This window comes from Scandinavium hiltneri, from assembly GCF_024764835.1.
In the GTDB taxonomy this organism is placed as follows: domain Bacteria; phylum Pseudomonadota; class Gammaproteobacteria; order Enterobacterales; family Enterobacteriaceae; genus Scandinavium; species Scandinavium hiltneri.
In genome coordinates this window covers 176,810-201,973 of sequence record NZ_JALIGE010000074.1, presented here as the reverse complement: position 1 = coordinate 201,973, position 25,164 = coordinate 176,810, and the positions used below count along the sequence as shown (strand labels likewise).

The following is a 25,164-nucleotide window of genomic DNA, read 5'->3' as shown; positions in this document are numbered from 1 at the left end:
CTTATGACCAATCCATTACTAGAGCCTTTCGAACTGCCTCCGTTTTCGAAAATCCAGCCTGAACACGTGGTTCCTGCGGTCACCAAAGCGCTGGACGACTGCCGCACGTCGGTAGAAAGCGTGGTGGCGCAGGGCGCGCCATACAGCTGGGAAAATCTCTGTCAGCCGCTGGCGGAAGTGGACGACGTACTGGGCCGTATTTTCTCTCCGGTCAGCCACCTGAACTCCGTGAAAAACAGCCCGGAGCTGCGTGAAGCCTACGAACAGACGCTGCCGCTGCTGTCTGAATACAGCACCTGGGTCGGCCAGCATGAAGGGCTGTATCAGGCGTATCGCGACCTGCGGGAAGGTGACAACTACGCTGGCCTCAACACCGCGCAGAAAAAAGCGGTGGATAACGCACTGCGTGATTTTGAGCTCTCCGGGATTGGCCTGTCGAAAGAGAAACAGAAACGCTACGGCGAAATCGCCGCGCGCCTGTCCGAGTTAGGCAACCAGTACAGCAACAACGTGCTCGACGCCACCATGGGCTGGAGCAAGTTGGTCACCGATGAAGCCGAGTTGGCCGGTATGCCGGAAAGCGCATTGGCGGCGGCCATTGCACAGGCTGAAGCCAAAGAGCAGGAAGGGTATCTGCTGACGCTGGATATCCCGAGCTATCTGCCGGTGATGACCTATTGTGACAACCAGGCGTTGCGTGAAGAGATGTACCGCGCCTACACCACGCGTGCATCTGACCAGGGCCCGAACGCCGGGAAATGGGACAACAGCCCGGCAATGGAAGAGATCCTCGCACTGCGCCACGAACTGGCTCAGCTGCTGGGCTTCGAAAGCTATGCGGTTAAATCCCTCGCCACCAAAATGGCGGAAAACCCACAGCAGGTACTCGACTTCCTGACGGATCTGGCGAAACGCGCCCGTCCACAGGGCGAGAAAGAGCTGGCCCAGCTGCGCGCCTACGCGAAAGCCGAATTTGGCGTGGACGATCTGCAACCGTGGGACATCGCTTACTACAGCGAAAAACAGAAACAGCATCTGTACAGCATCAGCGACGAGCAGCTGCGTCCGTACTTCCCTGAAAACAAAGCCGTTAACGGCCTGTTCGAGGTGGTGAAACGCATTTACGGCATCACCGCTAAAGAGCGCACCGACATCGACGTGTGGAATCCGGAAGTGCGCTTCTTCGAGCTATACGACGACAAGAATGAACTGCGCGGCAGCTTCTATCTCGACCTCTACGCGCGCGAGCACAAACGCGGCGGGGCGTGGATGGACGACTGCGTGGGCCAGATGCGTAAAGCCGATGGCTCGCTGCAAAAGCCGGTGGCCTATCTGACCTGTAACTTCAACCGTCCGGTGAGCGGCAAACCTGCGCTGTTCACCCACGATGAAGTGATCACCCTGTTCCACGAATTCGGTCACGGTCTGCACCACATGCTGACCCGCATCGAAACCGCAGGTGTTTCGGGTATCAGCGGTGTGCCGTGGGATGCCGTCGAACTGCCGAGCCAGTTTATGGAAAACTGGTGCTGGGAGCCGGAGGCGCTGGCGTTTATCTCTGGCCATTATGAAACTGGCGAACCGCTGCCGAAAGAACTGCTGGATAAAATGCTGGCGGCGAAAAACTACCAGGCGGCGATGTTTGTTCTGCGCCAGCTGGAGTTCGGTCTGTTCGATTTCCGTCTGCACGCCGAGTTTAACCCGGAGCAGGGCGCGAAAATCCTCGATACGCTGGCTGAAATCAAGAAGCAGGTTTCCGTGGTGCCGGGTCCATCGTGGGGCCGTTTCCCACACGCCTTCAGCCACATTTTCGCGGGCGGTTACGCGGCGGGTTACTACAGTTACCTGTGGGCCGACGTGCTGGCGGCAGACGCCTTCTCCCGCTTCGAAGAGGAAGGGATTTTCAACCGTGAAACCGGACAGTCGTTCCTCGACAATATCCTGAGCCTCGGCGGTTCAGAAGAGCCGATGACGCTGTTCAAACGCTTCCGTGGACGCGAACCGCAGCTGGACGCGATGCTTGAGCATTACGGCATCAAGGGCTGATCGTTTCGTGAAAATCTGTTTAGTGGATGAATCAGGCGCCAGCGATGGCGCCTTATCTGTTCTGGCGGCCCGCTGGGCGCTGGAGCACGATGCAGACAACCTGATGGCGCTGGTATTAACCCCGGAGCATCTTGAACTGCGTAAGCGCGATGAGCCTAAGCTTGGCGGCATCTTCGTGGATTTTGTCGGCGGCGCGATGGCGCATCGGCGCAAATTCGGCGGCGGTCGTGGCGAAGCGGTGGCAAAAGCGGTTGGGGTTAAAGGCAGCTATCTGCCGGACGTCGTGGATGCCACGGCGGGGTTAGGGCGCGATGCGTTCGTGCTGGCGTCCGTTGGCTGTCACGTGCGAATGCTGGAACGTAACCCGGTGGTCGCTGCGCTGCTGGATGATGGTCTGGCACGCGGTTATGCTGACCCGGAAATCGGCGGCTGGCTGCAGGATCGCTTGCAGCTCATTCATGCGTCCAGCCTGACGGCGCTGACCGATATCACGCCGCGTCCGCAGGTGGTTTACCTCGACCCGATGTTTCCGCACAAGCAGAAAAGCGCGCTGGTGAAAAAGGAAATGCGGGTGTTTCAGTCGCTGGTGGGGCCGGATTTAGATGCTGATGGTCTGCTGGGGCCTGCGCAACAACTGGCGACAAAGCGAGTCGTGGTGAAGCGCCCGGATTATGCCCCGCCGTTAGCCGACGTCGCCACACCGAATGCGGTGGCCACTAAAGGACACCGGTTTGATATTTATGCGGGAACGCCGGAGTAGAGACGATCGGCCAGGCCCGGCAAGCGGTAACGCCGCCGGGCAATACAACTTTACTCGTCTTCTTCATCACGCAGCGGAACAATCAGCATATCCACATGCACGGTATTAATCAGCTGACGAGCAGACGACATCAGTTTGCTCCAGAAATCCTGATGATGACCGCACACCACCAAATCCATATCGTATTTCTTGATAGCGTCGACCAGAACCTGGCCGAGGTCACCGCTGCCGCTGAGGGTTTCTGTGATCGGATATCCGGCGTTGGTGGAAAGCTCGCTTAACGCGTGGTGAGTCTCCTCCGAGATGCGTTTCTGCATATCACCCAGATTGACATCGATCAGGCCGGTGTAGAGATCGGAGTAGTTCACATCGACATGAATCAGGGAAACTTTCGCGTTGTACGGGCGCGCCATAGAAACTGCTTTGTCGACCAGAACTTTGCTTTCCGGGGACAGGTCAACCGCGATAAGAATGTGTTTGTAAGCCATAGTGTTACTCCTTCCTTAAGTCTGTGTATACCCGTCATACTTCAAGTTGCCTCTTTGTTGGCTGCGTCCGCTCGTCCCAGTCACATAGTTATCTATGCTCTTGGGAACTCACGGACTTGCCGCCTCAATGCAACTCGAATTATTTTGGGTCTGGTTACTAAATAGTGTAGACAACCCAACCTTAAAACGAGCCTCAAGTTACGTCAACGACCCTTGATCACCAATCAGTTAAACAAATCTTCGCGTTTTAACTATTGATAACGATTAACGATGTGGCAAAAAAATCAGCGGATCTCCTACACTATTTAAAGAGTCGGTCGGATAAGTTAATGTGACCGGGTTCTCACTCTTTCACTGACTGTCTGTTGAGTTTCGGGTTGCGGTAGTCCCGGAGGAAGTCTCCGTGGGCCGGTCGCCGGGGAGGAGCTATGGTAAGCACTGTCGCACTGTTTTGGGCTTTGTGTATTGTGTGTGTAGTGAATATGGCGCGCTATTTCTCATCGTTGCGCGCGCTGCTGGTGGTGCTGCGTGGTTGCGATCCTTTACTCTATCAGTATGTGGATGGCGGAGGTTTTTTCACCTCCCACGGTCAGCCTGGAAAACAGGTGCGTCTGGTGTGGTATATCTACGCGCAGCGCTACCGGGATCATCATGATGATGAGTTTATCCGCCGCTGTGAGCGTGTTCGCCGTCAGTTTGTATTAACCAGTGCGCTGTGTGGCCTGGTCGTGATCAGCATGATTGCTTTAATGATTTGGCATTGAATGTTGTTCTATAAGGTACAGGCATAAAAAAACGGGTCAGTTTCCTGACCCGTTTTTGTCGTGCTTTCAGGCTAATCAGATGAGCTTGAGGCTCAGCCAGTACAGTCCGCCGGAAAGAATAATTGCCGCTGGCAGAGTCAGAACCCACGCCATCAGGATGTTAGTCACGGTTTTGCGCTGCAAGCCGCCACCGTCAACGATCATCGTACCCGCAACGGAGGACGACAGAACGTGTGTGGTGGATACCGGCATCCCGGTGTAACTCGCCAGACCAATCGACACCGCCGCGGTCATCTGCGCTGACATACCCTGAGCATAGGTCATGCCTTTCTTACCGATTTTCTCGCCGATAGTGGTCGCCACGCGACGCCAGCCGATCATCGTACCAATGCCCAGCGCCAGAGCGACGGCCATGATAATCCAGACAGGAGCGTACTCGATGGTGCTCAGCATATCGGTTTTAAGTTTCTTCAGCAGACGCTGATCGTCGTTGTTGACGTTCGGCAGCTTACCCACTTTATCGGTGGTATCGGAGATACACAGCAGGATGCGACGCATCTGGCTGCGCTGCTCGACGCTCAGCTTGTCGTAGCTCTCAATGTTGTCCAGCATACCTTTCACGCGGTCTAACGCATTGATGGTATTCGCCGGATGGCAATGGAACTCAGCAGGCTGGGTTGCGCCAGGCTCCGGAGAGGGGATCAGTGGTTCAGCACTGATCACTTTCGCCAGCAGGTCAGGATGCTGCTGGAAATAGATTTCCACGTTGTTGACCGCATCACGGGTACGGGTGATTTCGTAGCCGGACGCATTCATGTTAACCACGAATCCAGCCGGTGCCACGCCAATCAGTACCAGCATCACCAGACCAATGCCTTTCTGACCATCGTTCGCGCCGTGGGAGAATGCCACGCCAATTGCGGAGAGGATCAGGGCAATACGCGTCCAGAATGGCGGCTTTTTCTTACCGTCTTTCTTTTCACGCTCGGCCGGCGTGAGGTGGATACGCGCCTTTTTCTTGGTGTTGCTCCAGTAACGACGCAGCAGGAAAATCAGGCCACCGGCGACAACCAGACCGACGATAGGCGAGATAATCAGCGACGCGAAAATCCCAATGACTTTCGGGATGTTCAGCGCGTCCACCACCGAGGTGCCGGTCATCAGCGCATTGGTTAAACCAATACCGATAATGGCCCCGATCAGGGTGTGAGAGCTTGATGCCGGAAGGCCGAAATACCAGGTACCGAGGTTCCAGATAATCGCTGCCAACAGCATAGAGAAGACCATGGCGAGACCATGAGCAGAGCCCATATTCAGCAGCAAATCCGTTGGCAGCATATGCACAATCGCATAGGCTACGCTCAGACCGCCTAACAGCACGCCAAAGAAGTTGAAAATTGCCGCCATCGCTACCGCTAATTGCGAACGCATTGCGCGGGTGTAGATAACGGTCGCTACTGCGTTTGCGGTGTCGTGGAAGCCATTAATCGCTTCGTAAAACAACACAAATCCCAGAGCAAGCAATAACAAAAGCCCAGTATGCAAATCCAGGCCAGCAAACAAATGTAGCATAGGTACGTTACGCCATTTTGAGGACATGAACGCGGCGCATTATCCAGGACAAACGCAGCGTGGGCAAAGAGAAATATAGACTTTTATTGATATTTGTTCACTGTCGTAAAAATAGCGTCAGTAATTACCCTATATGTTTCAAAGGCATGACCATATATGAAAAAATTCTTACTGGTCGTGCCCGATGGGAAAATTTACACTTCCCGACATTCAAAACGAGAGGATAGGCGTGTGGAAAGGTTTGATGCCATTGTTGTCGGCGCTGGCGCGGCGGGAATGTTTTGTGCAGCGCAGGCGGGACAAGCGGGGGCGCGAGTGCTGCTTCTGGATAACGGCAAAAAGCCGGGCCGCAAGATTTTAATGTCCGGCGGCGGGCGCTGTAACTTCACCAATATGTACGTAGAACCCGCGGCATACCTCAGTCAGAACCCGCATTTCTGCAAATCGGCGCTGGCCCGCTACACCCAATGGGACTTCATCGAACTGGTCGGAAAGTACGGCATTGCGTGGCATGAGAAAACCCTCGGCCAGCTGTTCTGTGACGATTCCGCCCAGCAGATTGTCGATATGCTGGTGGCAGAATGTGAAAAGGGCAATGTTACCACGCGGCTGCGCACCGAGATTATTTGCGTCGAACGTGACGACGACGGCTACACCTTGCAGCTGAATGGCGACACGGTGGCCACGAAAAAGCTGGTTATCGCCAGCGGCGGCCTGTCGATGCCGGGCCTGGGCGCTTCGCCGTTCGGCTATAAAATTGCCGAGCAGTTCGGGCTTAACGTCCTGCCGACGCGCGCGGGCCTGGTGCCGTTTACGCTGCACAAACCGCTGCTGGAACAACTGCAGGTGCTTTCCGGCGTTTCTGTGCCTGCGGTAATCACCGCGGACGACGGCACCGTTTTCCGCGAAAGTTTGCTGTTCACCCATCGCGGCCTGTCCGGCCCGGCGGTGTTGCAAATTTCCAGTTACTGGCAGTCCGGTGAGTTCGTCAGCATCAACCTGCTGCCGGAGTGTGACCTCGAGACATTCCTCGACGAGCAGCGCAACGCGCACCCGAACCAAAGCCTGAAAAATACGCTGGCGATGCAGTTACCAAAACGGCTGGTGGAGTGTCTGCAACTGCTGGGGCAAATCCCGGACGTGCAGCTCAAACAGCTGAACAGCAAAGATCAGCAACAACTGGTGGAAACGCTCACTGACTGGCGCGTGCAACCCAACGGCACCGAAGGTTATCGTACTGCTGAAGTGACGCTGGGCGGAGTCGATACCAACGAACTGTCTTCGCGCACCATGGAAGCCCGCAAAGCGCCGGGGCTGTATTTCATCGGCGAAGTCATGGACGTCACCGGCTGGCTCGGTGGATACAACTTCCAGTGGGCATGGGCGTCCGCATGGGCGTGTGCGCAGGAGCTGGTGGACGCGTAATAATAAGCCTACCCTGAGTACCGATACGCTGTCGTCTGGGGGCTGTTCGCAGACCCTGGTCGTCGTGAAAATGATTTCGCAAGGAAATGCTAAGGCCGCAAAAAATAATTCCCTGTTTTTATCACGGGAATATACTATGTCACCTCTCAAATGGCAGAAGATAGATGCGGACATAGAAAACGTATGAATATTTACGTGATCCTTTCGATCACTCTTTCGGTGAAGATCTTGCTTTCTTATGCCCTTTATAAGAAGCATCAGATGGCGTTTAAACGGATGAGTTTGCCGACAAAAAGTGCGGTGATTGGTAGCGGCTGGTTAGCCACTTATGGCCTTTTCCAGTTGCTTGAAGGGATTATCTGACCACTGAGTCAGGCAATACTCTACGCACTGCCAGCAGATGTTGGTTCCAGTAAGGGTTGGTTAACTGCGAAATAGTGACCCCTTTGCGTCGGGAGGCATGTATAAAGCGGTTCTCCCCAATGTAAATCCCCACATGTTTTTGCGCGCGTCCGGTCTTAAAGAACACCAGATCGCCGATATGCGGCGTACCCTGTTTCGCTTTCTTACCTCTTCTTATTTGCTCACCGGTGGTTCTCGGCAATTTTATGGCGAAAGCTTCCTGGTACAGTCGGCGAGTGAGTGCTGAGCAATCAATGGCGCTGTGCGAGTTAGCGCCCAGTCGATAACTCGTGCCTTTCCAGTGCTGATACTCACTCATCAGGCGCTTTCGACGCTTAATGTTACCGGTGGCTTTGATTTTGGTCGGCTTGATGGCGACGGGCTTCGTGTGGTGAGTGTGACGATGGTGAGAATGACGAACGCGTGCGGCCTGCGCAGTGCAGTGAAAAGTAAACAGAAGACACATCAGTAAGGTCAGGCGCAGGGACATAATCGCTATCTAATCATCTGTCGTGGAATGAACAAAAAATGCTATGAGCGATCGATGCTACGTTTTTTAACGGCGCTGAGCAATGTGAAAAGTCAAAATTAATATTTTGATCGCAAAAATGATCTCAATCAATTTTAAGCATGAAGCAAGAAAAGGATTAAAGTGGATTATTTTTACATAATGGGAAGGGTGCCAGGGAGAAGAATTCTCCCGGCGAAAGCGAATAAATTTCGCGTGCTATCAGGCTTGCTGTGACAACAGGCCGTGCAGATGTGAACCGTTGCTGCGTGAAATAGCCGTTTTGATGCGTAACATCGCCAGTGTGTTTTTCGATTTCATTCGCAATTTATGCTGAATATTAACCCGGTGGCCGCTGGCCGTTTTCTGTGAAATATCCAGTTCACGGGCGATTTTCACGTTCTGCAAATGGAACACATCGAGGATATCCAGCTCACGTTGGGTGAGGACATTCTGACGGGGTTTCGGGAAGTAGCGCACGATTTTCTGGATATAGTGCGGTGAACACTCCATTGAAGAGAACACTACGTCGCCAATCTTAAAGCAGTGATCTTTAATGATATCCTGCATCAGTACCATGTACTTAAGGCTAAGCGTATTGACCTTTTTAATGAAGTAATCGCGCAGGAACAAATTTTCAATTCCCACAACCAAATAGTTGGCCGGATTATAAGACTGCAAATATACATCAATATCACGCTTGCAGATAATCTGATGTGAATCGAATACTTGCGATTCGATACCTGCGCACAGGTAATAGTTATCACTAACGAAACTAATGTTCATAATGGAATGGTATTCCTGATCGGTATTTGAGAGAAGTAAAAACAAGGGCTGTCGTGTTTAATTTTAAATTTTCGGTCGCCTGTTTGTCGGCCTAAACAGTACGGTTAGTACCCTGCTGATGTAAATGCCAATAATGTTAGATATCTTTTTTTAGACATTAAGGATAATAAATAACCCTTTGTTTTATGGTTGATTGTCGTTTTATGGATAGCTCAGGGGAAAATATTAAGTTACATGTGTACGGCGTTCTGCGTAGAAATCCGTAAAAATGAACAGAGAATTTTCTGATGTCGGGGGGAATATCGTGTTTCAGTCCCTGACGCCTCAGCATGAGATTTCCCTCCTCTGGGGGAAAAAGGAAACCGCAGGGACGGCGTTTAAACGCCTTAGAGGCTGATCTCCTATTCCGGGACGTTAAACTGCATTTCTTGTCTCACAAACATCTGCCAAAGCACCAAACGGTATATTTAAAAAATGTGAGTAAGTTCATTCTCTTTCGCAGAATAATATTTTTTCGTTTACCTTTCGTTGATGTTTAGCGTCTGTTATCCATCACGACTTCATTACACACAGATGAAGTGAGGCGATTTGTAGTAAAAACATATTTTCCCATAACCATTTGAAATCAAATGAATTGTTTTTTATTTTGAGCGCGTTTTTTATTCTTAAGATTATCCTAATGTAATCGGTATAAATTTAATTGTGTTGAGCTGGCGTTTATCAAATCGCGGTTTTCGATCCTATTTATTATTACTTCGTTTAACTCTGCGAGCGCAGGATGGTTTTTTTGTTTTAACCACAACGTTCAGGGTAAGGATAATCAATGAGTGAATTTTTACCTTTCTCTCGTCCATCAATGGGGGATGAGGAGTTTAACGCGCTGAAAGAGGTGTTGCAGTCTGGCTGGATAACCACCGGGCCCAAAAATGCACAGCTTGAAGACGCGTTCTGCACTCTGACCGGCAACCGCCACGCCATTGCCGTGAGTTCCGCCACCGGCGGGATGCACGTCACTCTGATGGCGCTCGGCATGGGTCCTGGTGACGAAGTAATCACCCCGTCGCAAACCTGGGTTTCCACGCTCAACATGATTGAGCTGCTCGGCGCGACGCCGGTGATGATTGACGTCGACCACGACACGTTGATGATCACCCCAGAAGCGGTTGCTGCTGCCATCACACCGCGCACCAAAGCGATTATTCCCGTTCACTATGCGGGCGCACCGTTCGATATCGACGGTATTTATGCCGTTGCTGAACAGCACGGCATTCCGGTTATCGAAGACGCGGCCCACGCGGCGGGCACGTTGTACAAAGGTCAGCACGTTGGCGGCAAAGGCACGGCGATTTTCTCCTTCCATGCGATCAAAAACATGACCTGCGCCGAAGGGGGCTTAGTCGTCACCGATAACGACGCATTGGCTCAGCGTATTCGCAGCCTCAAATTCCACGGTCTGGGCGTTGACGCTTACGACCGCCAAACCCACGGCCGCGCGCCGCAGGCGGAAGTGATTTCCCCAGGCTTCAAATACAACCTGGCGGATATCAATGCAGCGCTGGCGTTGGTTCAGCTCGGAAAACTGCCGCAAGCCAATCAGCGTCGGAGCGAAATTGCACAACGCTATTTAACCGAACTGGCCGACACGCCGTTCCAGCCGCTGGCAATCCCCGCCTGGTCACATCTGCATGCCTGGCATCTGTTCATCATTCGCGTGGATGAAACCCGCTGTGGCATTAGCCGTGATGGCCTGATGGAACAGCTCAAGGCTCAGGGCATCGGCACCGGGCTGCATTTCCGCGCCGCTCACACGCAAAAGTATTACCGCGAACGCTATCCGCATATCTCCTTACCGAACACGGAGTGGAACAGCGCGCGTATTTGTTCTCTGCCTCTTTTCCCGGATATGACCCATGACGACACAACCCGCGTCATTTCTGCGCTCCATCAGCTCGCAGGACGTTGATATGTTTGATTCTCCAAAAGTAAAAAAGGTCTCGGTGGTGATCCCTGTTTATAACGAACAGGAAAGCCTGCCGGAACTGATTCGCCGCACCGAAACCGCCTGCGCCTTGCTGAAACGCGATTACGAAATCCTGTTGGTCGATGACGGCAGCAGCGACGACTCTGCCCGCATGTTGTGCCTGGCCGCCGAAGCGCCAGGCAGCCACATAATGGCGGTGCTGTTGAACCGTAACTACGGCCAGCATTCGGCGATCATGGCGGGCTTCAGCCACGTCACCGGCGACCTGATCATTACCCTCGACGCCGATTTGCAAAATCCGCCGGAAGAAATTCCGCGCCTGGTGGATAAAGCCGATGAAGGCTACGACGTCGTCGGCACCGTGCGCCAGAACCGTCAGGACAGCATTTTCCGCAAAACCGCGTCGAAGATGATTAACCGCCTGATCCAGCGCGCCACCGGTAAAGCGATGGGCGACTACGGCTGCATGCTGCGCGCTTACCGCCGTCACATCATCGACGCGATGCTGAATTGCCACGAACGCAGCACCTTTATTCCGATCCTCGCCAACACCTTTGCGCGTCGCACGGTAGAGATCCCGGTGCTGCACGCCGAACGAGAATTCGGTGATTCCAAATACAGTTTTATGCGCCTGATTAACCTGATGTACGACCTGGTGACCTGTCTGACCACCACGCCGCTGCGTCTGTTGAGCGTGGTCGGCAGCGTGATTGCGCTCTCCGGTTTCGCTTTCGCCATTCTGTTGGTGATTTTACGTCTCGCCTTCGGCGCGGAATGGGCTGGCGACGGCCTGTTCCTGCTGTTCGCCGTCCTGTTTATGTTTATCGGCGCGCAGTTCGTCGGTATGGGACTTCTCGGGGAGTATATCGGGCGCATCTATAACGATGTTCGTGCTCGTCCCCGCTACTTTATTCAACGTGTTGTTCGCCAGCAAAGCCTGGTAGAAGAAGAGGAAAATCGTTCATGAAAGCTGTTGTATTCGCCTATCACGATATGGGTTGCACGGGCATTCAGGCCCTGCTTGACGCCGGATATGACATTGCGGCCATCTTTACTCACCCGGATAACGCCGGTGAAAATAACTTCTTTGGCTCCGTAGCGCGTCTGGCTGCTGAACAGGGGATTGCCGTTTACGCCCCGGAAGATGTCAACCATCCGCTGTGGGTCGAGCGTATCCGCACCCTCGCGGCGGACATGATTTTCTCCTTCTACTATCGCAACCTGCTGAGCGACGCTATCGTCAGCACCGCGAAACACGGCGCCTTCAACCTGCACGGTTCCTTGCTGCCGCAGTATCGCGGTCGCGCACCGCTGAACTGGGTGCTGGTTAACGGCGAAAAAAAGACGGGTGTTACCCTGCATCGCATGGTGACACGCGCAGATGCGGGCAATATTTTGGCTCAGCAGACCGTCACGATTGACGATGCCGACGTCGCACTGACTCTGCACCGCAAACTTTGCACTGCGGCCCAGTCGCTGCTGCGTGATGCGCTACCGCAAATTGCGACCGGCAGTATCGCTGAAACCGTTCAGGACGAAAGCCAGGCCACTTATGTCGGCCGTCGCACGCCGGATGACGGGCGTCTGAACTGGGAACAGTCCGCAGAATCGCTGCACAACCTGGTGCGCGCGGTGTCCGATCCGTGGCCAGGCGCGTTTGGCTTTGTGGGTACCAACAAATTTATCGTCTGGAAATCCCGCGTGCGTCACGACGTCGCGGTGGCGAAGCCGGGCACCGTGATGTCGGTTTCTCCGTTGGTCGTTGCCTGCGGTAACGGCGCGCTGGAAATTATCACCGGCCAGACCGACAAAGGCGTCTACATGCAGGGCGCACAGCTGGCGCAGTCTCTCGGTCTGGTGACTCGCGCACTGCTGTCGAGCAAACCGTTTGTGGCGGTCAAACGTCGCACCCGCGTGCTGATCCTCGGCGTGAACGGCTTCATCGGTAACCACCTCACCGAACGTCTACTGGCTGACGATAACTACGAAATTTACGGCCTGGATATCGGCTCTGACGCCATCAGCCGTTTCCTCGATTGCCCGCGTTTCCACTTCGTTGAAGGTGATATCAGTATCCACTCCGAGTGGATCGAATATCACATCAAGAAATGCGACGTGGTGCTGCCGCTGGTCGCCATTGCCACGCCAATTGAATACACCCGCAACCCGCTGCGCGTGTTTGAACTCGATTTTGAAGAGAACCTGAAAATAATCCGCGATTGTGTGAAATACAACAAGCGCATCATCTTCCCGTCCACCTCCGAAGTGTACGGCATGTGCACCGACAACAACTTCGACGAAGACGCATCTAATCTGGTTGTGGGTCCCATCAACAAACAGCGCTGGATTTACTCCGTTTCCAAACAGCTTCTCGACCGTGTGATTTGGGCTTACGGCGACAAAGAAAATCTGAAATTCACCCTGTTCCGTCCGTTCAACTGGATGGGGCCGCGTCTGGACAACCTGAATGCCGCGCGTATCGGCAGCTCACGCGCCATTACCCAGCTGATCCTCAATCTGGTGGAAGGTTCGCCTATCAAACTCATCGAAGGCGGCAAGCAGAAACGTTGCTTCACCGATATTAGCGACGGTATTGAAGCGCTGTTCCGCATCATTCAGAACAAAGACGGACGCTGCGATGGGCAGATTATCAACATTGGTAACCCGGAAAACGAAGCGAGCATCAAAGAGCTGGCAGAACTGCTGCTCGACTGCTTCGACCGTCACCCACTGCGCCACCAGTTCCCTCCGTTTGCGGGCTTCCGTGAAGTGGAGAGCAGCGATTACTATGGCAAAGGTTATCAGGACGTTGAGCACCGCAAGCCGAGTATTCGCAACGCCAAACGTTGCCTCGACTGGCAGCCAACGGTGGAAATGCAGCAAACGGTAGAGCAGACCCTGGACTTCTTCCTGCGCACCGTTGAGTTAACGGAAACCCAAAAATGATGAGAAAGGTTGGCTTACGCGTTGATGTGGATACCTTTCGCGGCACTCGCGATGGTGTACCCCGCCTGCTGGAAATCCTTCAGCGGCACGACATTCAGGCCAGCTTCTTTTTCAGCGTCGGGCCGGACAACATGGGGCGTCATTTGTGGCGCCTGCTGAAGCCGAAATTCCTGTGGAAAATGCTGCGCTCGCGTGCGGCATCGCTGTATGGCTGGGATATCCTGCTGGCGGGCACCGCCTGGCCGGGCAAAATCATCGGCGTGGCGAACGCGGACGTCATCCGCGCCACGGCGAAAGCGCATGAAGTCGGGCTGCACGCCTGGGATCATCACCGCTGGCAGCTGTGGAGCGGCGTCTGGAGCGACGCGCAGCTGGAGCAGGACATTGGCCGCGGTTTGCAGGCGCTGGAAGCGATTATCGGCACAACCATCACCTGTTCAGCCGTTGCTGGCTGGCGGGCGGATGCGCGGGTGGTCAACGCCAAAGAGGGCTTCGAGTTTCTCTACAACAGCGACTGTCGCGGCACGCGTCCGTTCCTGCCGATTCTGGATAATGGCAAGACGGGTACGGTGCAAATCCCGGTCACGTTACCGACCTGGGACGAAGCCGTGGGCAGCAGCGTCAGCGCAGAGGATTTCAACGACTGGCTGATTGAGCGCATCCACAAAGACAGAGGTGTACCGGTTTACACCATCCATGCAGAAGTGGAAGGCATTATTGGCGCAGAACAATTTGAAAACCTGATACGGCAAGCGGCGGAAGAGGGCATCACGTTTTGCCCGCTGAGCCAGCTGTTGCCGGAGGATTTTAGTACGCTACCAAAAGGGAACGTGGTACGAGGCGAACTGGCAGGCCGGGAGGGCTGGCTGGGACAAGAACAATTATTGGGTTAAGGTCTATGAAATCCTTACGTTTAAGCGCATCACTGCTGTTTTTATTCGCGCTGTATTATGTGGTTCCCCTGAATTTCCGCCTGTTGTGGCAGCCGGATGAGACCCGTTACGCGGAAATCAGCCGCGAAATGCTGGCTTCCGGCGACTGGATTGTGCCGCACCTCCTCGGCCTGCGTTACTTCGAAAAACCGATTGCCGGTTACTGGATCAACAGTATCGGCCAGTGGCTCTTTGGTCATACCAATTTCGCTGTGCGCTTTGGCGTGGTGTTTTCCACCGCCTGCACCGCACTGCTGGTAGCGTGGCTGGCGTGGAAACTCTGGCAGGACAAACGCACGGCGGTACTGTCTGGCGTCATCTTCATGACCGCTTTCCTGGTGTACGGCATCGGCACCTACTCGGTGCTCGATCCGATGATTTCCCTGTGGTTGATGCTCGCTATGTGCAGTTTCTGGGGAGCATCTCAGGCGCAAACCCGCGGCGGTAAACTCGGCGGCTACGTACTGCTGGGCATTGCCTGCGGCATGGGGGTCATGACCAAAGGCTTCCTTGCGCTGGCGGTACCGGTCATCGGCGTACTGCCGTGGGTAATTGTGCAAAAACGCTGGAAAGAGGTGCTGCTGTGGGGCTGGGTGGCGGTGCTGGTGTGTATTCTCACGGTGCTGCCGTGGGGTCTGGCTATCGCCCAACGCGAACCGGATTTCTGGCGATACTTCTTCTGGGTCGAACACGTCCAGCGTTTTGCTCAGAGTGATGCACAGCACAAAGCCCCGTTCTGGTACTACATTCCGTTCCTGATTGCTGGCAGCCTGCCGTGGCTGGCGCTGCTGCCTGGCGCGCTGAAAACGGGCTGGAAAGAACGCGATTCGCAGCGCAGCACCTTCTATCTGCTGGGCTGGATTGTGATGCCGTTTTTGTTCTTCAGCATCGCCAAAGGCAAGCTACCGACCTACATTCTGCCGTGCTTTGCGCCGTTGGCAATGCTGATGGCGCGCTATGCGCTGGACGCGGCCGACAGAGGTGCGCAAGCGCTGCGCTACAACGGCCTCATCAACATCGCGTTCGGCCTGATTGGGCTGGTGGCGGTGCTGGTGGTGTCACCGTGGGGCCTGCTGTCGAAGCCGGTGTGGAACGATATCGAGCTGTATAAGTGCCTGCTGGCGGCGGTGGCGTTTGCCGCCTGGGCGCTGGTTGGCTGGCTGTCGATTCGTGACGGCGTGCAGCGCTGGGCGCTGGCCGCCTGTTGTCCGCTGGTACTGGCGTTACTGATTGGTTTTGCCATTCCGGACCGCGTTATCGACAGCAAACAGCCGCAGTTCATCACTGATATCGTCAGCGACCAGTTGGCGCCGAGCCGTTACGTGCTCACCAACAGCGTCGGCGTAGCCGCTGGGCTTGCGTGGGAGCTTAATCGCAGTGACGTTATCATGTTCGGCCAGCAGGGCGAGCTGAAATACGGCCTGGCGTACCCGGATGCGCAAGGGCGTTACCTCGACAAAGATGATTTCGAAAGCTGGCTGGCGGCGCATCGTTCTCAAGGGCCGGTGTCGCTGGTGCTACAGTTGAACAAAGGTCAGAAACTTGAGGAACTGGGATTGCCGAAAGCCGATAACGTCTACGAGATGAGCCGGATGGTCTTCGTGCAGTATCTGCCGCAATGATAACCGCGCTATCTCTGCTGCTGGCGAGCCTCCTGAGCTGTGCCGGGCAGCTATGCCAGAAGCAGGCCACTCACGCTTCACCGTCCGGTCGGCGTGGGCGGCACATCGTGTTATGGCTGGGCCTGGCGCTGCTGGCGCTTGGCAGCGGCATGGCGCTGTGGCTGGTGGTTTTGCAACGTTTACCCGTCGGCATTGCCTATCCGATGCTGAGCCTGAATTTTGTCTGGGTGACGCTGGCGGCGAAGTTTATCTGGCATGAGCCGGTCTCGCGTCGTCACTGGCTCGGCGTGGGGCTGATCATTCTGGGCATTCTGGTGCTGGGAGGCAGCCGCTGATGGGGATTATCTGGGCGTTGATGAGCGTGATTCTGGTCAGCGCGGCGCAGCTGCTGTTGCGCAGTGCGATGCTGACGCTGCCTGCGGTGAGCGATATCGGCACGCTGCTGTGGAATGTAGTGCATTTTCAGCCGGGGACGGGTGCGCTGTTGCTCGGCCTGGGCGGCTATCTGGCGTCGATGGTGTGCTGGTTCTTCGCGCTTAAACGTTTACCGCTGGCGAAGGCGTACGCGCTGTTGAGTTTGAGCTATATCTCGGTCTGGGCGGCAGCGTTGCTGTTGCAAAATGACGCATTTTCCTGGCAAGGACTGGCGGGTGTGTTGCTGGTGATGGCGGGAGTGATGACGATATTTGCGCCGCAACGGCGGTAACGTTCGATTATTTCCCTCTCCCTAACCCTCTCCCATAGGGAGAGGGAATCGTACTGCTTTCACCCTCTCCCTGTGGGGAAGACTGCCGTTTTCTCCCTCTCCCTTTGGGAGAGGGCCGGGGAGAGGGTGAGTGCGAAAAGAAAACCCTATATCACCCACTCAATCGTCTGCGCTGAAACGTCAAACGGGGTCGGCGTACACACTGCCAGGCTCAGACCGTCCGACTGCAAATCACTCACGTGCAGGTGCAGCGGCGCGGTGCTGTCGTGGCTGACAATCTGCCATGCGCTGCCGCCGCGCTGTTTTACCATCGCTTCCTTTCGCGTCCAGATCCGCCAGAACGCCGCCAGGCGGTGCTCCTCTGCTTCCCGCTCAATTTCGAGATGCTCATTGCTGGTAAACGTGGCATTCGCCAGCTGTTGCCACTGCGGACGCGGGCGCAGCGCTTCGATATCACAGCCCACTTCGCCTTCGTCACTCAGCAGCAGGGCGATGTTGTCACCGCTGTGGCTGAGGTTAAACCACAGCGCATGGTTATCGTCAAACCCCGGTTTACCCTGCTCGCCAAAGCGAATCTCCGGCAACGGCGAAACGGCGTGGCACAGCAGCGCACGCCCGGCAAGCCAGGCGCTGCGACGCTTTCCGTCTGGCGCGCATTCCGCGAGCGCCGGCAGCAGTGGTGCCGTACAGAGGGTTGAAATCTTTCCGAAGAACAGCCGATACATCTTTACTCCCAGCGTTTGATGACAATCGAGGTGTTGATCCCGCCGAAGGCGAAGTTATTACTCTGCAAAAACTCACAATCAATAGCTCGTGACTCTCCCATAATATAGTCCAGGGAACCACATTGTTCGTCAGGTTGTTGCAGGTTAAGCGTTGGCGTGAACCAGCCTTCACGCATCATTTGCAGACTCATCCACGCTTCCAGCGCGCCGCATGCCCCGAGCGTATGGCCGAAATAACTCTTCAGCGACGAGATAGGCGTTTTGTTACCGAACACCGCGGCGGTGGCCTGACTTTCGGCGATATCGCCGCGATCGGTCGCCGTGCCGTGAGCTGAAATATAGCCGATATCCGACGGCGCAAGCCCCGCCTGACGCAGCGATTGTTCCATGCAAATCTGCATCGTTTCACGCTGCGGCTGGGTGATGTGGGCCGCATCGCAGTTAGTGGCGAAGCCTACAATCTCACCAAAGATAGTCGCGCCGCGTGCTTTAGCGTGCTCGAGTTCTTCCAGTACCAGCGTGCCCGCGCCTTCCCCGATAACCAGCCCGTCACGGTTCACATCGAACGGCGACGGCGTGGTGCCCGGGGCGTCGTTGCGCTGGCTGGTGGCGAACAGCGTATCAAACACCGCGGCTTCCGACGGGCACAGCTCTTCCGCGCCGCCGGCGACCATCACCGTCTGATACCCGTGGCGAATAGCTTCATACGCGTAGCCGATGGCCTGGCTGCCAGAGGTACAGGCGCTGGACGTGGGGATCACGCGTCCGCGCAGGCCGAAGAACAAGCCGGTGTTGACCGCGGTGGTGTGCGGCATCATCTGCACGTAGGTGGTGCCGGTGATGTTGTTGGTGTGTTTTTCGGTCAGCATGGTGGCGAACTCGCTCACCGGGCCGGTGCTGCCGGTGGACGAGCCGTAGGCAATCCCGGTTTCGCCGTTGGTCAGCACCGGGTTTTCCAGCAGTCCGGCCTGTTCCAGCGCCAGTTCGCTGGCGCGGGTCGACATCAGCGACACGCGGCCCATCGCGCGAATGCGCTTGCGGGTGTAGTGCGCAGGCAGCGAGAAATCATCAATCGGCGCGCCGAGCAGGGTGTGCAGCCCGTCGTAAATTTGCCACTCCGGCATTTTACGCACCGCATTCTGATAGCCGCGCAGGCGTTCGGACACGCTCTGCCAGTTCTCGCCAAACGCGGTCACGCCGCCCATGCCGGTAATGACCACGCGACGGGTCATAACATGCCTCCATTGATGGAAATCACCTGGCGGGTAACGTAGCCCGCGATATCGGACATCAGGTAGCTGGCGAGCCCGGCGACTTCATCGGCCTGGCCCATGCGTTTCATTGGGATAATGCTCATGGCCTCTTTCTGCGCCGCTTCTTCCATTTCGATCATCCCGGTATCAATCAGCCCCGGTGCGATGCAGTTGACGGTGATTTTGCGTTTTGCCAGCTCGATCGCCAGCGCTTTGGTGGCGCCGATTATCCCGGCTTTCGCCGCGCTGTAGTTGACCTGACCGCGGTTGCCCATCAGTCCGGAAACGGATGACAGCGTAATGACGCGTCCGCCCGCTCGCAGTCCAATCATCGGCATAATGCACGGCTGAATGACGTTGTAGAAGCTGTCGAGATTGGTGTGAATCACGCTGTCCCAGTCGTCGTCGCTCAGCGCCGGGAACGCGCCGTCACGGGCGATGCCCGCGTTGCTGACCACGCCGTACCATGCGCCGTGCTGTTCGATATCCGCTGCCAGCACTTCGCGACACTGTTCGCGATTACCGACGTCAAACTGCAACAGGCGGCCTGCGCCACCGGCGTTTTCAATGGCGTTCAGGGTTTCCTGCGCGCCTTGCTCATCGCGGAGATAATGCACGCCAACGGTAAACCCGTCGGCCGCCAGTTTGAGCGCAATCGCGCGGCCAATACCCTTGCTGGCCCCGGTGACCAGAACTGAACGACTCATGATGACGACCCTTGTTGAAAAAGCGTGGTTAATTCTTCTGTTGTCGGTTGAAAGGTGTTCACGCGCCCGGTGGCGAGCGTCTCGCCATTAGCGGTAATCGTGCACTCAAAGCTGCCGAACCGTTCGTCCTGCATCAGCAACGAGACGGTGATATCCAGCACGCTGTCGGCGTGAAATTCGCCGGAAACACACTTCAGTTCGCGTGCGCCAAGCACCATGCCGAGCGAGATTTGCGCTTCGCCTTTTTGCTGACGGTGCCAGCCGGACCAGACGCCAACGGTCTGCGCCATCAGTTCCAGCGCGTACCAGCCCGGCAGTTTGCCGCTGGCATCGAGGAATGGGGCGAGCACGCCCGTGCGGCTAACGCTCACCTGACAAACGGCCTGTTCGTCGGTGACAGTTTTTACCGTTTCCAGCAGCAGCATCGGCGCGTTGTGCGGCAGGTAGTGGCCTGGCGTTAAATAGTGGCTCATGCCGTTCTCCCGAGCAGAATGCTGGCGTTGTTGCCGCCAAAGGCGAAGGAATTAGATAAAATGACCGGGCGTATTAGCGGCTGCTGCGTGGTGAGTAGACCGCAGGCGGGCAGCGTCGGGTCAACCGGCGCGTGGCTGAAATCCTGCGGCGGAAGCGGCAGATTGCGGGTGAGGATAAGCCAGCTCAACGCCGCTTCGGTAATGCCCGCCGCGCCGAGAGTATGTCCGGTCAGATGTTTGGTGGAACTGCACGGCACGCTCTCGCCAAACAGCGCGTTCACCACCTGGGATTCCACCTGATCGTTGAGCGGCGTGGCGGTGCCATGCAAATTGATATAGCCCACGTCCTGCGGCGACAGCCCGGCGTCATTCAGCGCCTGCTGAATCGCGCGGATAGCGCCTTCCCCCTGTGGATGTGGGGCAGAAATATGGTGTGCGTCGCTGGATTCGCCGACGCCGAGTAGTGCAATCGGCTGCGGTTCGCGGGTCAGAAGCATCAGCGCCGCACCTTCGCCAATGGTAATGCCGCAGCGGTCACGGCCAAACGGCTGGCAAAGGAGGAGGGAAAGGGATTCCAGACTGTTGAAGCCGTTTACCGGCATCCGGCTCAGGGTATCGGTTCCGCCGACAATCGCCACGTCGACCAGCCCGGCGTCAATCAGACGGCGGCCGCTGATCATCGCGCGAGCGCTGGAAGAACAGGCGGTGGAGAGCGTGTAGGCCGGACCTTCGATCTGCAGCCAGTTGCGCAGGAAACGTGACGGATCGCCCAGCTCCTGCTGGCTGTAGCGCCAGTCAGAACTCTCTTTGCCGTTCAGTTGCAGGTTGGCGTGAATATCGCCTTCATCAAGCCCGGACGTACTGGTGCCCATGATGACCGCCACCCGGTCGCGGCCGAAGCGGGCCATCGCCTCATCAACCTGCGGCTGAATCTGTTCGAGGGCCGCCAGCAACAGCTGATTATTACGGGAACGGTGTCCGACAAACGCCTCGGGTATCGATGGCAACTCACCGTCCACGCCGCCAAGTACGGCGGGCTCCTCGCCCTGCAACCAGCCTTCACGTGGGCGCATACCTGGCGCTACGCCTGCGCTCAGGTTGGCGGCAATGTCATCCGGCGTTCGGCCCAGTGCGTTAATCATGCCTGAGGCAGCAATGTAGATCATCTCAGTCGCCCAGATATTGAATGGTGATGTGGTAGTTGAACACGTGCTGTTCGATGCTGATGGGCTGGCGCTGGCCTTTGCGCTGCAGGTAGGTGATTTCCGTCACCAGTTTGCCCTGAGCATTGCGAAGCTCACGTTTATCACCGTTGTCGGTGAGCGTCCAGCCTTTCGGCAGCTGCGGCGTCCACGCGCTGATCGGCCAGTGGCTCAGCATTACGTCGGCCAGCACCTGGCTTGCCGGTGGCAGCTGTGGCACCACGATCGACTGCTCGGTATGAATGCCTTTCTCATCATAGGTCACGAGAAACAGGCGAATGCCCACCGACGACAGCCCCGCGAGGGTCAGCTTTTTATCATCGGCGTTGAGCATCACCAGCAGCGACTGGGATTTTCCGTTAAAGCTGCCGGTTAATAACTGCTGCGCGCTGACCGCCGGGGTAATGCCCGGTGGCGGGAGCGTAATTTGCGTGCCTGGTTGCAGCCACGCCTGCGGGCGACCGCTTTCATCCTGCGCAGAATGGCTGCAGCCGGTGAGGGCCAGCACCGCCGCGAGGGCGAGACCATGCCAGAAGGTGCGTATCATCATTTTCGTTTTCTCTCTTTCTTGCCCGGCATCGCCAGCGGCGACAGCAGAAACGCGGTAAAGATGCCGCTGACCAGCACGATGCCAAAGCTGCTGATGGCCTGAGTGGCGCTGAAAACCAGCATTCCAAGGGTCAACAACGTGGTTATCATCGCCAGCGTGATTGCCAACAGCGAGGTGAGCGGCGTACCGCGCGGGTTGCTGAAAAACAGGGTGTAGTTGATGCCAATACCCAGCACCAGCACCAGCGCCAGCAATGAGAACAGGTTTACCGCGTGGCCGCTAAGCGACAGCACCGCCAGGCCGCAGCCGAGCGACAGCAGCGACGGTACCAGGCTTATCAGGCCCTTGCGCCAGCCGAGTCGCAGCATCGCGCCGACGGCGATAATCACCAGTGCCACGCCGAGCAGGGCGGTTAAAATCGTGCGATACAGGGCGAACAGCTGGTCAAACGAGGCTTTGCGATCGTTCCACGCCACGCCGTCGGTGTGCTCTGCCAGTTGCTGAAGGGCGGCGCTGTTTTTCACGCCGTCGACCGGGACCAGCACGCCGCTGCGTCCGTCCGGCAGCGTCAGCCACAGCAGACGCCAGCCTTCGCTGGCCGGGCTTTTCAGCCACGCATCAATGCTGACCGGCATCGGGTTCAGGTCCGGCGTTACCGTTTTGAGTCCGGCGGTTTGCAGGGCGTTCACCACCGCCGGTGTCGCCTGTTTCAGCAGCTGTAAATCCTGCTGCTGACGCTTGAGTGAATTGAGCGGCAGGGTGCGGAACTGGGCGAACAGGCCCTCTTTTTGTGCTTTTTCAAGTTGCGGAACGAACGCTTCCAGCCGTTCCAGCGTTTGCTGGGCCGAATCGCCGTACACCACAAACCATTTCTGATCGACGCTCTGCCCGGTGAGGGCGGTTACCTGTTTTTCCTGCGCCAGCAAATGCTGTGGCAGCGCTTGCAGCTGGGAAATATCGTCGTCCACGCGCAGGTTGGCGAGGCCCGCCAGGGTAAACAGCGCCAGCGCTAGCGGCAGGCCGACGGCGAGTTTTTTATTGCGACGCCAGGCCGCCAGCCAGCGCAGCATCAGGGTCATCAGCGGTACCGGACGCACCGGCAGGCCGCGGCATAGCCACGGATGCCAGAAAATCACCGTCAGACATGAAGCGCTCAGTCCGGCGGCGGCAAATACCGCCATCTGACGAATGCCGGGGAACGGGGCCAGCATCATCAGCAGATAGGCCGCGACGGTGGTGAGCAATGCCAGCAGCAGCGCGCTGCGTACTTTAACCAGGCTTTGCCACGGCGTAGACGCCTGTCCGTGGACCATGCGTTCGGTCAGATAATAGAGCGTGTAATCCGCCGAAATGCCGATGATGCTCATGCTCATCACCAGCGTCATCAGATGCAGTTCACCGAACAGCAAGAGCGTGGCGACGGTGCCTGCCAGCGCGCCAATACCGACGGAAAGCAGGCACAGGAACAGCGGGCGAATCGAGCGGAATACCAGCACAATCAGCAGAATAACGCCGAGAACGGTGGAAACGCCAAGGGTCGATACGTCCTGTTTGGCCTGCTGGCTGGCGTAATCGCTGTAGAACATCGTTCCGCGCGACAGCAGCTGCGCCTGCGGGAATTGGGATTTCAGTTGAGTTTCCAGCGCCGCCAGTTCAGTGACGCGCTGGTGGGTTTGCTGCATATCGAACGACGATCCGTTCAGCTCGCCGTGCAGCAGATACCAGTAGTTGCCCGCGCTGTCCTGCGCGACCAGCCAGCCGTCCATCAGCCGCAGCTTTTGTCCGTTCTGCGCCAGCGCCAGCTGGGAGCCGCGCATCAGCATCAGCGGATCGTTGTTCAGCTCTTTGCCGCTAACGCCGGAAAACGCTGAGTAGAGTTGCGATAAAATCCACTGCGCCTGTGCTTCACCGCCCTGTTGTAAACGGCTGCGAGTGGCGCTGTCGATAGTCGCGTTGCGGTGCTGGAAGAAGAAGGTGCCCCACGCCTGTTGGCTGCTGGCATCCATCTGGCCTTTCACGTCGCGTAGCGCGCCGGACTGCGCCAATAGCGCCTGCCAGCGGTTAGCCACCGTCGGGTCGGCGGTTTTACCGGGGCTGACCAGCCACACCAGCTGCTGGTCGAGACGCTGCATAAAACCGTCGCTTAGCGCAGGCGGGATAGCACCCATACTTTGCGAAGGCAGCATCGCCAGCACGCTGCTGTTCAGGCGCGCGCGTGGCAACAGCAGCGCCAGCGCGGTCAGCAGAATAAGGCACAGCGCCAGCCAACCCCACGCCGCTCGGCGGGCGCTATTGGGCGGCGAAGCGTTGACGTTCATCATCGGTCAAAGTGGCCGGAGTCAGGCGCTGGTGAGTCAACGTAATGTCGGTGCGATCGCCCTGCTTATCGTTGAGTTGGATAGTGTTCAGGTACGTTGCCCCGCCCAAATCGATGGAGGTGAAAATTTTATCGAGCGGCGTGGTGATTGGCGTCAGCTCCAGCGTCCAGCTGTTGTTGCCTTTGTCCTGGAAATCAATGCGGAAGTTTTGTTCCAGCACTTTGCGGTCGGCCTGGAATAGCGCGCGCAGCAAATGGTTAAACTGGAACATCTGCGGATTGTTATCAGCGGTAATGGTCTGCGGCGGCTGACCGTTGACGATTTGTACCATCCTTGTATCGTTGAGCATCAGCTGCATCGGGAACGGCGAGGTTTGATCCCACAGCAGGCCGGTATCACGCGCAATCAGCATTTCGCCCTGTGAGCGCAGCGGCTGCGGCATCTCTTTGATGGTACGCGTCTGGTCGAAGTGCGCGCGCACCAGCGGCTGTTCGGTGAAACGCTGTTGCAAGTCATCGAGGGTGATGGCGTGCGCCAGCGGGGCCAGCAGCAGGACTACAAGAGGCCACAGTTTCATGCGCTGACTCCCATGCGTTCGAATAACACCGCTGGGCTGACGAAGCACAGCTCTTTGGTTTTTTCTTCCACCGCGACCTGGATGGTGTAGCCAGTGGTGGTGCGCTTGCCGGTGGTGGCATCGACGATTTCATAGCCGATACGCAGGCGGTTTTCGTACTCTTCCAGCTTCGCGCGTACGCGAATGGTTTGCTCGAAGGTCACCACGTCGCGGTATTTCACGCGGGTATCGACAACCGGCCAGACGTAGCCGGACGCCTTCATCTGGCGATAGCCGTAATCAAACTGGTTGAGCAGCGCCTCGCGGGCGATTTCGAAATAGCGGAAGTAGTTGCCGTGCCACACCACGCCCATCATATCGACGTCGTGAAACGGCACGGTGATTTCAACTTCGGTGGTAAAGCGGGGATCGTTGAGCACCC

Annotated in this window: 25 protein-coding genes; 12 read left to right on the top strand and 13 right to left on the bottom strand. The window is 56.6% G+C overall.

Going from position 1 to position 25,164, the window contains the following annotated elements:
* The first annotated feature begins 3 nt into the window (after positions 1-3).
* Positions 4-2,046, top strand: coding sequence for an oligopeptidase A (gene prlC, locus MUU47_RS13950; RefSeq protein ID WP_258988767.1), 2,043 nt, complete (start codon positions 4-6; stop codon positions 2,044-2,046).
* Between the two features lie 7 nt (positions 2,047-2,053).
* Positions 2,054-2,806, top strand: coding sequence for a 16S rRNA (guanine(1516)-N(2))-methyltransferase RsmJ (rsmJ, locus tag MUU47_RS13945; RefSeq protein WP_258988766.1), 753 nt, complete (start codon positions 2,054-2,056; stop codon positions 2,804-2,806).
* A gap of 50 nt (positions 2,807-2,856) precedes the next feature.
* On the opposite strand, the gene uspA is transcribed toward rsmJ, so the two are convergent.
* A complete protein-coding gene (gene uspA / locus MUU47_RS13940) occupies positions 2,857-3,294 on the bottom strand; it encodes a universal stress protein UspA (RefSeq protein ID WP_003861223.1) in 438 nt (145 codons plus the stop codon).
* A 428-nt stretch (positions 3,295-3,722) separates the two neighbouring features.
* On the opposite strand from uspA, the gene uspB reads away from it, so the two are divergent.
* The gene (uspB, locus tag MUU47_RS13935; RefSeq protein WP_097163345.1) at positions 3,723-4,058 is read left to right on the top strand and encodes a universal stress protein UspB; all 336 of its coding nucleotides are present in this window, start codon (positions 3,723-3,725) and stop codon (positions 4,056-4,058) included.
* A 75-nt stretch (positions 4,059-4,133) separates the two neighbouring features.
* On the opposite strand, the gene pitA is transcribed toward uspB, so the two are convergent.
* Positions 4,134-5,630 carry an inorganic phosphate transporter PitA gene (pitA, locus tag MUU47_RS13930; RefSeq protein WP_258988765.1) on the bottom strand — a complete coding sequence of 499 codons (1,497 nt, stop codon included), beginning with the start codon at positions 5,628-5,630 and terminating at the stop codon, positions 4,134-4,136.
* A 231-nt stretch (positions 5,631-5,861) separates the two neighbouring features.
* On the opposite strand from pitA, the gene MUU47_RS13925 reads away from it, so the two are divergent.
* Together MUU47_RS13925 and MUU47_RS13920 are read left to right on the top strand one after the other, a co-directional pair.
* The gene (locus MUU47_RS13925) at positions 5,862-7,055 is read left to right on the top strand and encodes a BaiN/RdsA family NAD(P)/FAD-dependent oxidoreductase (protein WP_258988764.1); all 1,194 of its coding nucleotides are present in this window, start codon (positions 5,862-5,864) and stop codon (positions 7,053-7,055) included.
* A 183-nt stretch (positions 7,056-7,238) separates the two neighbouring features.
* On the top strand, positions 7,239-7,418 hold the full coding sequence (locus MUU47_RS13920) for a hypothetical protein (protein WP_258988763.1): 180 nt from the start codon (positions 7,239-7,241) through the stop codon (positions 7,416-7,418).
* Here MUU47_RS13920 and MUU47_RS13915 read toward each other — a convergent pair.
* Together MUU47_RS13915 and MUU47_RS13910 are read right to left on the bottom strand one after the other, a co-directional pair.
* Positions 7,411-7,947, bottom strand: a complete 537-nt coding sequence (locus tag MUU47_RS13915; protein ID WP_258988762.1) for an NlpC/P60 family protein — start codon at positions 7,945-7,947, stop codon at positions 7,411-7,413. The genes MUU47_RS13920 and MUU47_RS13915 overlap by 8 nt on opposite strands.
* 240 nt (positions 7,948-8,187) lie before the next feature.
* Positions 8,188-8,751 (bottom strand): LuxR C-terminal-related transcriptional regulator, encoded by a 564-nt coding sequence (locus tag MUU47_RS13910; RefSeq protein ID WP_258988761.1) that lies wholly within the window; start codon positions 8,749-8,751, stop codon positions 8,188-8,190.
* A gap of 823 nt (positions 8,752-9,574) precedes the next feature.
* Here MUU47_RS13910 and arnB point away from each other — a divergent pair.
* The 7 genes from arnB to arnF are packed head-to-tail and all read left to right on the top strand — an operon-like array spanning position 9,575 to position 16,938.
* The gene (gene arnB / locus MUU47_RS13905) at positions 9,575-10,714 is read left to right on the top strand and encodes a UDP-4-amino-4-deoxy-L-arabinose aminotransferase (protein ID WP_258988760.1); all 1,140 of its coding nucleotides are present in this window, start codon (positions 9,575-9,577) and stop codon (positions 10,712-10,714) included.
* Position 10,715: 1 nt separating this feature from the next.
* A complete protein-coding gene (gene arnC, locus MUU47_RS13900; RefSeq protein ID WP_258988974.1) occupies positions 10,716-11,699 on the top strand; it encodes an undecaprenyl-phosphate 4-deoxy-4-formamido-L-arabinose transferase in 984 nt (327 codons plus the stop codon).
* Positions 11,696-13,678, top strand: a complete 1,983-nt coding sequence (gene arnA / locus MUU47_RS13895; protein ID WP_258988759.1) for a bifunctional UDP-4-amino-4-deoxy-L-arabinose formyltransferase/UDP-glucuronic acid oxidase ArnA — start codon at positions 11,696-11,698, stop codon at positions 13,676-13,678. The genes arnC and arnA overlap by 4 nt, the downstream gene beginning before the upstream one ends.
* Complete coding sequence (gene arnD / locus MUU47_RS13890; RefSeq protein ID WP_258988973.1) at positions 13,678-14,571, top strand: 4-deoxy-4-formamido-L-arabinose-phosphoundecaprenol deformylase; 894 nt, start codon at positions 13,678-13,680, stop codon at positions 14,569-14,571. Before arnA ends, arnD begins: the two co-directional genes overlap by 1 nt.
* A gap of 5 nt (positions 14,572-14,576) precedes the next feature.
* Positions 14,577-16,232 (top strand): lipid IV(A) 4-amino-4-deoxy-L-arabinosyltransferase, encoded by a 1,656-nt coding sequence (gene arnT / locus MUU47_RS13885; RefSeq protein WP_258988758.1) that lies wholly within the window; start codon positions 14,577-14,579, stop codon positions 16,230-16,232.
* The gene (arnE, locus tag MUU47_RS13880; RefSeq protein WP_258988757.1) at positions 16,229-16,567 is read left to right on the top strand and encodes a 4-amino-4-deoxy-L-arabinose-phosphoundecaprenol flippase subunit ArnE; all 339 of its coding nucleotides are present in this window, start codon (positions 16,229-16,231) and stop codon (positions 16,565-16,567) included. Before arnT ends, arnE begins: the two co-directional genes overlap by 4 nt.
* Entirely contained in the window at positions 16,567-16,938 is a 372-nt protein-coding gene (arnF, locus tag MUU47_RS13875) for a 4-amino-4-deoxy-L-arabinose-phosphoundecaprenol flippase subunit ArnF (protein ID WP_258988756.1), read from the top strand. Before arnE ends, arnF begins: the two co-directional genes overlap by 1 nt.
* Before the next feature lie 146 nt (positions 16,939-17,084).
* Here the strand turns inward: arnF and acpT are convergent, their stop codons facing one another.
* The 9 genes from acpT to MUU47_RS13830 are packed head-to-tail and all read right to left on the bottom strand — an operon-like array spanning position 17,085 to position 25,162.
* Positions 17,085-17,663, bottom strand: a complete 579-nt coding sequence (acpT, locus tag MUU47_RS13870) for a 4'-phosphopantetheinyl transferase AcpT (protein WP_258988755.1) — start codon at positions 17,661-17,663, stop codon at positions 17,085-17,087.
* Between the two features lie 2 nt (positions 17,664-17,665).
* Entirely contained in the window at positions 17,666-18,895 is a 1,230-nt protein-coding gene (locus MUU47_RS13865) for a beta-ketoacyl-ACP synthase (RefSeq protein ID WP_258988754.1), read from the bottom strand.
* Positions 18,892-19,623, bottom strand: coding sequence for a 3-ketoacyl-ACP reductase FabG2 (locus MUU47_RS13860; RefSeq protein ID WP_258988753.1), 732 nt, complete (start codon positions 19,621-19,623; stop codon positions 18,892-18,894). Before MUU47_RS13860 ends, MUU47_RS13865 begins: the two co-directional genes overlap by 4 nt.
* A complete protein-coding gene (locus MUU47_RS13855) occupies positions 19,620-20,096 on the bottom strand; it encodes a hotdog family protein (RefSeq protein WP_258988752.1) in 477 nt (158 codons plus the stop codon). Before MUU47_RS13855 ends, MUU47_RS13860 begins: the two co-directional genes overlap by 4 nt.
* A complete protein-coding gene (locus MUU47_RS13850; protein ID WP_258988751.1) occupies positions 20,093-21,262 on the bottom strand; it encodes a beta-ketoacyl-[acyl-carrier-protein] synthase family protein in 1,170 nt (389 codons plus the stop codon). Before MUU47_RS13850 ends, MUU47_RS13855 begins: the two co-directional genes overlap by 4 nt.
* A gap of 1 nt (position 21,263) precedes the next feature.
* Positions 21,264-21,848 (bottom strand): DUF3261 domain-containing protein, encoded by a 585-nt coding sequence (locus MUU47_RS13845; RefSeq protein ID WP_258988750.1) that lies wholly within the window; start codon positions 21,846-21,848, stop codon positions 21,264-21,266.
* Positions 21,845-24,169 carry an MMPL family transporter gene (locus tag MUU47_RS13840; protein ID WP_258988749.1) on the bottom strand — a complete coding sequence of 775 codons (2,325 nt, stop codon included), beginning with the start codon at positions 24,167-24,169 and terminating at the stop codon, positions 21,845-21,847. Before MUU47_RS13840 ends, MUU47_RS13845 begins: the two co-directional genes overlap by 4 nt.
* Positions 24,138-24,743: an outer membrane lipoprotein carrier protein LolA gene (locus MUU47_RS13835; RefSeq protein ID WP_258988747.1), complete on the bottom strand. Its 606-nt coding sequence runs from the start codon at positions 24,741-24,743 to the stop codon at positions 24,138-24,140. Before MUU47_RS13835 ends, MUU47_RS13840 begins: the two co-directional genes overlap by 32 nt.
* The gene (locus MUU47_RS13830; RefSeq protein WP_258988746.1) at positions 24,740-25,162 is read right to left on the bottom strand and encodes an acyl-CoA thioesterase; all 423 of its coding nucleotides are present in this window, start codon (positions 25,160-25,162) and stop codon (positions 24,740-24,742) included. Before MUU47_RS13830 ends, MUU47_RS13835 begins: the two co-directional genes overlap by 4 nt.
* Positions 25,163-25,164: the final 2 nt, after the last annotated feature.

What these genes read in the sequence shown, in the direction of transcription:
- MUU47_RS13845 (WP_258988750.1), bottom strand. Translation starts at nt 21,848, where the DNA reads ATGATGATACGCACCTTCTGGCATGGTCTCGCCCTCGCGGCGGTGCTG.
- arnD (WP_258988973.1), top strand. Translation starts at nt 13,678, where the DNA reads ATGAGAAAGGTTGGCTTACGCGTTGATGTGGATACCTTTCGCGGCACT.
- arnT (WP_258988758.1), top strand. Translation starts at nt 14,577, where the DNA reads ATGAAATCCTTACGTTTAAGCGCATCACTGCTGTTTTTATTCGCGCTG.
- arnE (WP_258988757.1), top strand. Translation starts at nt 16,229, where the DNA reads ATGATAACCGCGCTATCTCTGCTGCTGGCGAGCCTCCTGAGCTGTGCC.
- MUU47_RS13840 (WP_258988749.1), bottom strand. Translation starts at nt 24,169, where the DNA reads ATGATGAACGTCAACGCTTCGCCGCCCAATAGCGCCCGCCGAGCGGCG.
- MUU47_RS13915 (WP_258988762.1), bottom strand. Translation starts at nt 7,947, where the DNA reads ATGTCCCTGCGCCTGACCTTACTGATGTGTCTTCTGTTTACTTTTCAC.
- MUU47_RS13850 (WP_258988751.1), bottom strand. Translation starts at nt 21,262, where the DNA reads ATGATCTACATTGCTGCCTCAGGCATGATTAACGCACTGGGCCGAACG.
- MUU47_RS13910 (WP_258988761.1), bottom strand. Translation starts at nt 8,751, where the DNA reads ATGAACATTAGTTTCGTTAGTGATAACTATTACCTGTGCGCAGGTATC.
- arnC (WP_258988974.1), top strand. Translation starts at nt 10,716, where the DNA reads ATGTTTGATTCTCCAAAAGTAAAAAAGGTCTCGGTGGTGATCCCTGTT.
- pitA (WP_258988765.1), bottom strand. Translation starts at nt 5,630, where the DNA reads ATGCTACATTTGTTTGCTGGCCTGGATTTGCATACTGGGCTTTTGTTA.
- MUU47_RS13855 (WP_258988752.1), bottom strand. Translation starts at nt 20,096, where the DNA reads ATGAGCCACTATTTAACGCCAGGCCACTACCTGCCGCACAACGCGCCG.
- uspA (WP_003861223.1), bottom strand. Translation starts at nt 3,294, where the DNA reads ATGGCTTACAAACACATTCTTATCGCGGTTGACCTGTCCCCGGAAAGC.
- MUU47_RS13920 (WP_258988763.1), top strand. Translation starts at nt 7,239, where the DNA reads ATGAATATTTACGTGATCCTTTCGATCACTCTTTCGGTGAAGATCTTG.
- MUU47_RS13860 (WP_258988753.1), bottom strand. Translation starts at nt 19,623, where the DNA reads ATGAGTCGTTCAGTTCTGGTCACCGGGGCCAGCAAGGGTATTGGCCGC.
- arnA (WP_258988759.1), top strand. Translation starts at nt 11,696, where the DNA reads ATGAAAGCTGTTGTATTCGCCTATCACGATATGGGTTGCACGGGCATT.
- arnF (WP_258988756.1), top strand. Translation starts at nt 16,567, where the DNA reads ATGGGGATTATCTGGGCGTTGATGAGCGTGATTCTGGTCAGCGCGGCG.
- MUU47_RS13865 (WP_258988754.1), bottom strand. Translation starts at nt 18,895, where the DNA reads ATGACCCGTCGCGTGGTCATTACCGGCATGGGCGGCGTGACCGCGTTT.
- acpT (WP_258988755.1), bottom strand. Translation starts at nt 17,663, where the DNA reads ATGTATCGGCTGTTCTTCGGAAAGATTTCAACCCTCTGTACGGCACCA.
- uspB (WP_097163345.1), top strand. Translation starts at nt 3,723, where the DNA reads ATGGTAAGCACTGTCGCACTGTTTTGGGCTTTGTGTATTGTGTGTGTA.
- MUU47_RS13835 (WP_258988747.1), bottom strand. Translation starts at nt 24,743, where the DNA reads ATGAAACTGTGGCCTCTTGTAGTCCTGCTGCTGGCCCCGCTGGCGCAC.
- arnB (WP_258988760.1), top strand. Translation starts at nt 9,575, where the DNA reads ATGAGTGAATTTTTACCTTTCTCTCGTCCATCAATGGGGGATGAGGAG.
- prlC (WP_258988767.1), top strand. Translation starts at nt 4, where the DNA reads ATGACCAATCCATTACTAGAGCCTTTCGAACTGCCTCCGTTTTCGAAA.